Here is a 6681-nt window from a genome sequence, read left to right on the forward strand (position 1 = left end):
CGATCTGAAATTCGTTAAAATATCCCACGTAGAAATAGAAGCAGGCCGATAATCGCGAGCGGCACGCCCACGATTGCGCCAACAATCGTCAAGCTGACGATGACGCCGACAATGATGAACACAATGCCAAGCACCATTGCCACAAATCGGCCCGTCAGTTCTACGATGACCGCAAGTAATTTCCACAACGCCGCAAAGGGCCACAAATACCAGGGGATATGTTTTTTGGTTTGAGTAGTCATAAGAACCTCCAATTTTGATATACGATGTTTTTAGTGAAATGATGCAAGCCATCAAAACCAAATGCTCCTCTGAGATTTGCCGTGATGCGCCGCCAACCGTAGGTCAAATTGCCAATTTGACCTACATCATCTACCAAAATCCCTCTCCACAAATTTGATAGAAGGGCTATAATTTTGTCCATGCCTACAAAAACTACAAAAACCACAAAAACTAAAAGACTTGCTCCCGTTGAAATAGAACCCATTCCGCTCATTACTGAAGAAGAGCAGGATATGCCAGACGCAGAAGAGTTCGTCACTTTCAAACGCAGTCACTTTTATTCGGTACTAGTTGTGCTCGCATTTGGAGTTGGTATTCTCGTCGGTTATGTCCTTTGGGGACGTGGGACAAGGGTCGTAACAGCTTCACCCGAGCAAACGCCAGCCGCGCAGCAGCCCTCAGGTCAGGTTGCCGAAGCGCCCGTAACAGCCGAACCGCAATACGTCCGCTATGATATTCCCACGGAGGGATTTCCAAGCCACGGCCCGCAGGATGCGCCGATTACCATCGTCGAGTTCAGCGACTTCCAATGCCCGTATTGCCGCCGCTTCTTCGAGCAAACTTATCGACCTTTGCTCGAAGCATATCCCGATCAGATTCGTTTCGTCTATCGCAATCTTCCGCTTACCTCCATTCACCCGGACGCGATGCCCTCTGCAATCGCTTCGCTCTGTGCCAACGATCAGAACGCCTATTGGGATTATCACGATAAATTGTTCGGCAGTGAAACCCTGGGCGAAGAGACCTATATTCAATACGCCAGCGATCTCGGTTTGAATGTTGAAGAATTCACCGCCTGCCTCTCCAGCGGCAAGCATGATGATTTTATTCAAGCCGATATGGATTTCTCACTCAACCTCGGCGTACAGTCCACGCCCACATTTTTCGTCAACGGGCTGGCAATTGTCGGCGCACAGCCTCTTTCCAGCTTCCAGCAGATCATAGACAAGGAACTGGCTGGCGAAATTCCGTAGTAACTCTGGAGTCCATCAGCTTGCTGATGGACATTCGTATTCAAATTGGACGGGTTCATTAGCCCGTCCTTCTATTTTAAAATGTTAATCTTAAAACTCCGCGCACATAAATTACTTGGTGGTAAGATGGATAAAACAAAAATCCCTCTTGAGAGAGTTCCATGAAAAAATTTGTCGCCATCGCAGGGAATATCGGTGTAGGAAAATCCACGCTTGTAAAAATGTTATGTGACCAGATGGGCTGGGACCCGTTCTACGAGCCTGTCACAGAAAACCCCTACCTGGTTGATTTTTACCAGAACATGTCTGCCTGGGCCTTTCATTCTCAGGTCTTCTTCCTGACCCATCGCCTGCGTTCCCATTTCAACCTGGCGCAGCATCCCAACTCCGTGGTGCAAGATCGCAGTGTTTACGAAGACGCGGAAATTTTTGCCCATAATTTATTTAAACAGGGGAATATCACAGGCCGTGATTACCAGACTTATCGCGAGCTGTATGAAACTGCTGTGCAATTCCTGCCTCCGCCTGACCTTGTGATCTACCTGCGCGCCTCGGTGGATACCTTGATGCACCGCATCAACTCCCGCGGACGTGATTACGAACGCAAGATCACACCTGAATATTTGCAAAATCTCAATCAATTATACGAATCCTGGATTGAGGATTTTACCCTCTGTCCCGTGCTGGCTGTCCCCGCCGATGACCTGGATTACGTGGCCCATTCCGGTCACTTGCGGTTGATTGTTTCAAAAATAGACGATAAATTAACAGGCAAAGAAGAAGTTGTCTTTGAACCCGAAGAAGTGGCAAGAGCGGCGGAAGATTAAGCTCATGTTGCAGGTATTAAAGTTGAAAGGTTGGAACGTTCCAACCTTTCAACTTTTTAACTTGTAACTCTTATGCCTTCCCCAATACCATTGCCAACAACGCCATTCTCACATACAACCCATATTCCATCTGACGGAAATATGCTGCGCGCGGATCATCGTCAAAATCCATGCTGATCTCGGTCACGCGCGGAAGGGGGTGCATCACGATCATTTCTTTCTTCGCGGCTTTCATGATCTCCGTATCCACCACAAAGGAATTTTTCACCTTTTCGTAATCAGCGGGGTCTTCAAATCTTTCCTTTTGCACGCGCGTTACATACAACACATCGGTCTCGGGCAAAACGTCTTCGAGCTTGCTGAATTCTTTTTGCGGGATTCCCTTTTCTGCAACTTCATCCATCACTTCTTTTGGCATCCTCAAGATTTCAGGGGAAACATAATTAAGTTTGATGCCGCTGAATGTGGAAAGCAAACGCGCCAATGAATGGACAGTGCGTCCATACTTCAGATCGCCGAGCATAGTCACATTCAGGTTGTCGAGCCGCCCAATTTCTTCCATGATCGTGAATGTATCCAGCAAGGCCTGGGTTGGGTGTTCGCCCACGCCATCGCCCGCATTGATGACAGGCTTCCGTGCCGCCTTCGCCGCAATCGCTGCAGAGCCAGTTTCAGGGTGGCGCAGAACGATCACATCCGCATAACATTCCAGCGTGCGGATCGTGTCTGGCAAACTCTCACCCTTCGACACCGACGAATATTTCACCTCATTGATCGGGATCACCGAACCGCCGAGTCTTTCCATCGCCGCAGTGAACGATGACGATGTACGTGTGGACGGCTCATAAAAAAGATTTGCCAGAATTTTTCCTTTCAACAGATCGAAAGTCCCGACGCGCTCGACCATGCCGCGCATCTCATGTGCCACGCCGAACACATACTCCAGGTCAGTGCGGCTGAACTGCTTGACGGAAATAATATCCTTGCCATACCACTCGGCGTTTTTATTCTCGCCAAATGGCAGGTGGGGGGAGAGGGATTGGGTTGGCATTTGTTGCTCCTTGGTTTGGGGATTGGTAATTCGTGATTAGAGGATTGGAGATTAGGGATTTGAGACTAGAGACTCGCTTCTTGCGACGGGTGAGGCTGGTTCTGTTTCGAGATACATTTTCTACTCTGATGCTTTCTTATTACTTTCAAGCCACTCTTTTGCGTGTGGCAAATTGACTCGTACAAATGCTGTCTGTGAAAGATTTTGCAATGCAGCATCGATCACTGCACGTTTGCGTGGACTAATGTTTTCAGGTAATTCATCTGGCGAGAAAAAACGCACATCATCTGATTCGTCACTGAGCGTAGTTTCGCCGCCAATAACATGGCCGAGAAAAACAAAGCCAAGGTCTTTATCCCATGGCGCAGGTTTGGCATACACAGACAACAGATGGTCAATAGCCACATCAAAGCCAGTTTCCTCTTTTGTCTCACGGATTGCGGCTTCATTTGGTAGTTCGCCGTGATTCATGCCGCCACCTGGCAAATCCCAAAGATCCATGTCGCGGCGGTGAGCAAGCAAAACCTGCTTTTGTACATCAAAAATAATTGCGAAAACACCAATAGTGAATTGATCTGTCACGTTAATTCTCCTCGTGCCCATGCCTGTGATGGATATCGGGCATGTGGTCATGCTCATGTTCCTCGGCGGGATGTTCGTGCCCGTGCGAATGGACTCCGTCAACAATATCATGCGCGTGCGCTAGGTCACTGTGTTTGTGACTATGTTCATGGAACAGAACCGTATGCACATGCGAATGTGAATGCTGCTCATTGATAAGCAGCAATGCGCCGCCGATCATCAAGATTGCGGCGATGATAAACCAGAGCGATGGAAATTCCCCAAAGATGAAAATAGACAGGATCACACCTGCCAGCGGAGCCGTTCCATACAACGCGCTCGTTCGTGCTGCACCCAGTCCGCGCATCGAGCGGATGAACAGCATGGTACTCAGCCCATAACTGACGAATCCCAAGGCCAATATGTAGAGAATGGATGTCAACGATGGAAATGGATTACCCAGGGACATTGCCAGAAAGAATGAAAATGTGCCTGCCACCAACCCTTTCCATGCCACAATGACCAGGGGGTCTTTGCCTGAGATATTACGCGTGAAGTTATTATCCAGACCCCAGAGCATACAAGCAAGGAGTATGCCAAGTGCGCCGAGGGACAGACCAAATCCGCTTTCGAAATTGGTGGAGAGGAAAATGCTTGCCAGCGTAATAACGATGATCGCTGTCCATGCGCGGCGGCTGATGGCTTCCTTGAAAAATAGCAGGGCGATCAAGGTTGTGCCCACGCCTTCAAAATTCAACAATAATGATGCTGTAGATGCAGGCGTGTTTTGCAGGCTGATCATCAAAATGATCGGCGCGGCGATCCCACCAGAAATGATCGCGCCCGCCAGCCATTTCACATCATCGGATTTGATCTTGGCTTCCACTTCTTTCAATTGCAATCTCTGAGTCAACCTGATGATAAAGATTCCAGTTCCACTGCCGAGGTAGAGGAATGCGGCCACAAAGATTGGTGCGATATCCTCACCTAGTAATAATTTCGCAATCGGCGCACTCGCCCCGAAAAATATCGCAGCGAGCAAGGCTTGTAAAATAAATGGGAGGGTGGGTGATTTCATTTTCATTTTGTGATTCCCTGAGCGGAGCGAAGGGTCTCTACTGTTGAAATGCAAGATGCTTCGGGCATAAAGCGCTCTCAGCATGACACTATGAACTGTAAGTTATTCATAAAAAACTTCCGAAGCCTGAATGACTTCGGAAGTTTGAACTATATTCCAGTGGACGTTTCCAATCCGTTGGCGGTGGCGATTTCATCGAGTGTGATCTCGATCTCGTCTATGAAATGATCGAGTCCCACCACCCGTTCTGTGAAATCATCACCAAGCAATCCTAATTCTCCGCAGGCATTTTGCCAGAACTGAAGTTGATCGTCCTTGAGCACCTCGGCAGAGAGAGTCCAGGTGTGTAGCAGAGGCCAGAGCGCGGCCAGAGGCGTTTCACCCTCCAGCATGAATTTGATGGCTTTCTCGTAGTAATTTAGCCGAATCCCATCGATGCGTAAATCAGATTTTTTATTTTCACTGGCCGCCGTAAATGCCGATTTCCAATCTGCCAGCCAGCTTTTCACTTTATCAGCGTTAATATTTTTTGCGCCGATCAGCCCATACACAGTAGCAACCATGCCTTGCTTTTTCGCCGCTTCGGCGCGGGCAGGGAATTCAAGCAACAGCCTGCGTTCCTGAATGGGCGGCCCGCTTAACTCTGCCACAGTGTTAATGGCATGGAAAAGCGACTTCATATATTTTCTAACTTCCTTTGGACCCGCGGGTGTCTCAAGGTCTGTAATATCCATCCAGATGCTGCGGCCATGCGAAAGCATTTTGTGGCAGCGTTGCAGCATGAGCGGAGGCTGTTCGAAGTCGAAACCTGCCCGTAGACTGGCTTGCACGAAGTCGAAGAATTTTTCACGTTCAAAGAGTAACATCGGGTCGTACATTTCATAACCCAGCCACGGGTCAACACGCAGTTCGCGCGGCGACTTGAATTCATCCTTTGCGCGGCGGCTAATATCGAGGTGGAAATCAGGCGTCAGTTTGACAAATTCGCGGGTCTTGGCTGGCAGGGTATTGTGGACGAAGACCAGGTCAATATCGGCTGTGCCACCGAGCATGGGTTCAACGTTCAGCAGGGAGCCCGTCAGGTAGGCGGCCACAATATCGTGGTCGTTATAAGCCCGCTCCTGTGCGGTTTCTTTGGCGATGCGGATGAGTGATTCACGGGTGACGCGCATAGTTATTCCTATTGTCGTCATTGCGAGCCGCGCTTCTGTTCTTCGCGGCGAAGCAATCTCCATCCCAATCAGTGAGATTGCTTCGGGCGGAAGTGCACCGCCCTCGCAATGACGACTATTTATCAGTTAATGGCAAACTTGCTTGAAACGGAGGCAGGTTCAAGGTCTGGCGGATGCGGTTTTCTATCATCTGAAGATGCTCCGTATTGCGGATGATATCCAGGTCGTTGGTATTTATCTTTAGTACAGGTGTATGGTCATACGGCTTTGAAAAAAAATCTTCATACGCGTTATTAAGTTCGTTAATATAATCGCGTTCCATCTTTCTTTCGTAGGGCCTGTCGCGGAAGGCGATGCGGTTCATGAGCGTATCGGTGCTGGCTTGTAAATAAACAAGCAGGTCTGGCTTGGGAATTTTTTCTCCGAGCGCTTCATGTACTTTGTGATACATGTCCAACTCATCGCCTTTCAGGTTGATGCCCGCAAAGAGCGCATCTTTTGCAAAGGTGTAATCTGCGAGCAGGCTCTTATTCTCTGCGAGAATTTTTGGGACGTTGTTATTCTGTTGATGGTAGCGGCTGAGCAAAAAAAAGATCTGGGTTTGAAAGGCGTATCTTGCGCGGTCTGCGTAAAAATCGGAGAGGAATGGATTCTCTTCAAATATTTCCAGCAGAACTTCGGCTTCGAATGTCGGTTGCAGGAGGCGGGCAAGCGTGGTTTTTCCCACGCCGATCAC

8 protein-coding genes are annotated in these 6681 nt (G+C 48.8%); 2 read left to right on the forward strand and 6 right to left on the reverse strand.

Annotated features, from left to right (window positions below; translation table 11 throughout):
* Window positions 1–14: 14 nt before the first annotated feature.
* The gene (locus AC14M5_RS12640) at window positions 15–242 is read right to left on the reverse strand and encodes a hypothetical protein (protein WP_484030030.1); all 228 of its coding nucleotides are present in this window, start codon (window positions 240–242) and stop codon (window positions 15–17) included.
* A gap of 180 nt (window positions 243–422) precedes the next feature.
* On the opposite strand from AC14M5_RS12640, the gene AC14M5_RS12645 reads away from it, so the two are divergent.
* The gene (locus AC14M5_RS12645) at window positions 423–1256 is read left to right on the forward strand and encodes a DsbA family protein (RefSeq protein ID WP_484030031.1); all 834 of its coding nucleotides are present in this window, start codon (window positions 423–425) and stop codon (window positions 1254–1256) included.
* A 161-nt stretch (window positions 1257–1417) separates the two neighbouring features.
* Entirely contained in the window at window positions 1418–2083 is a 666-nt protein-coding gene (locus tag AC14M5_RS12650; protein ID WP_484030032.1) for a deoxynucleoside kinase, read from the forward strand.
* Window positions 2084–2153: 70 nt separating this feature from the next.
* On the opposite strand, the gene pyrB is transcribed toward AC14M5_RS12650, so the two are convergent.
* The 5 genes from pyrB to AC14M5_RS12675 all read right to left on the reverse strand — a co-directional run.
* The gene (gene pyrB, locus AC14M5_RS12655) at window positions 2154–3134 is read right to left on the reverse strand and encodes an aspartate carbamoyltransferase (protein WP_484030033.1); all 981 of its coding nucleotides are present in this window, start codon (window positions 3132–3134) and stop codon (window positions 2154–2156) included.
* A 120-nt stretch (window positions 3135–3254) separates the two neighbouring features.
* The gene (locus AC14M5_RS12660; RefSeq protein ID WP_484030034.1) at window positions 3255–3716 is read right to left on the reverse strand and encodes an NUDIX hydrolase; all 462 of its coding nucleotides are present in this window, start codon (window positions 3714–3716) and stop codon (window positions 3255–3257) included.
* A gap of 1 nt (window position 3717) precedes the next feature.
* On the reverse strand, window positions 3718–4779 hold the full coding sequence (locus AC14M5_RS12665) for a DMT family transporter (protein ID WP_484030035.1): 1062 nt from the start codon (window positions 4777–4779) through the stop codon (window positions 3718–3720).
* 143 nt (window positions 4780–4922) lie between these two features.
* The gene (locus tag AC14M5_RS12670) at window positions 4923–5945 is read right to left on the reverse strand and encodes a hypothetical protein (protein ID WP_484030036.1); all 1023 of its coding nucleotides are present in this window, start codon (window positions 5943–5945) and stop codon (window positions 4923–4925) included.
* Window positions 5946–6060: 115 nt separating this feature from the next.
* Window positions 6061–6681, reverse strand: a 621-nt coding sequence (locus AC14M5_RS12675; protein ID WP_484030037.1) for a deoxynucleoside kinase, incomplete at its 5' end; no start/stop codon positions are given.

This window comes from Candidatus Villigracilis sp. (genome assembly GCF_057083605.1).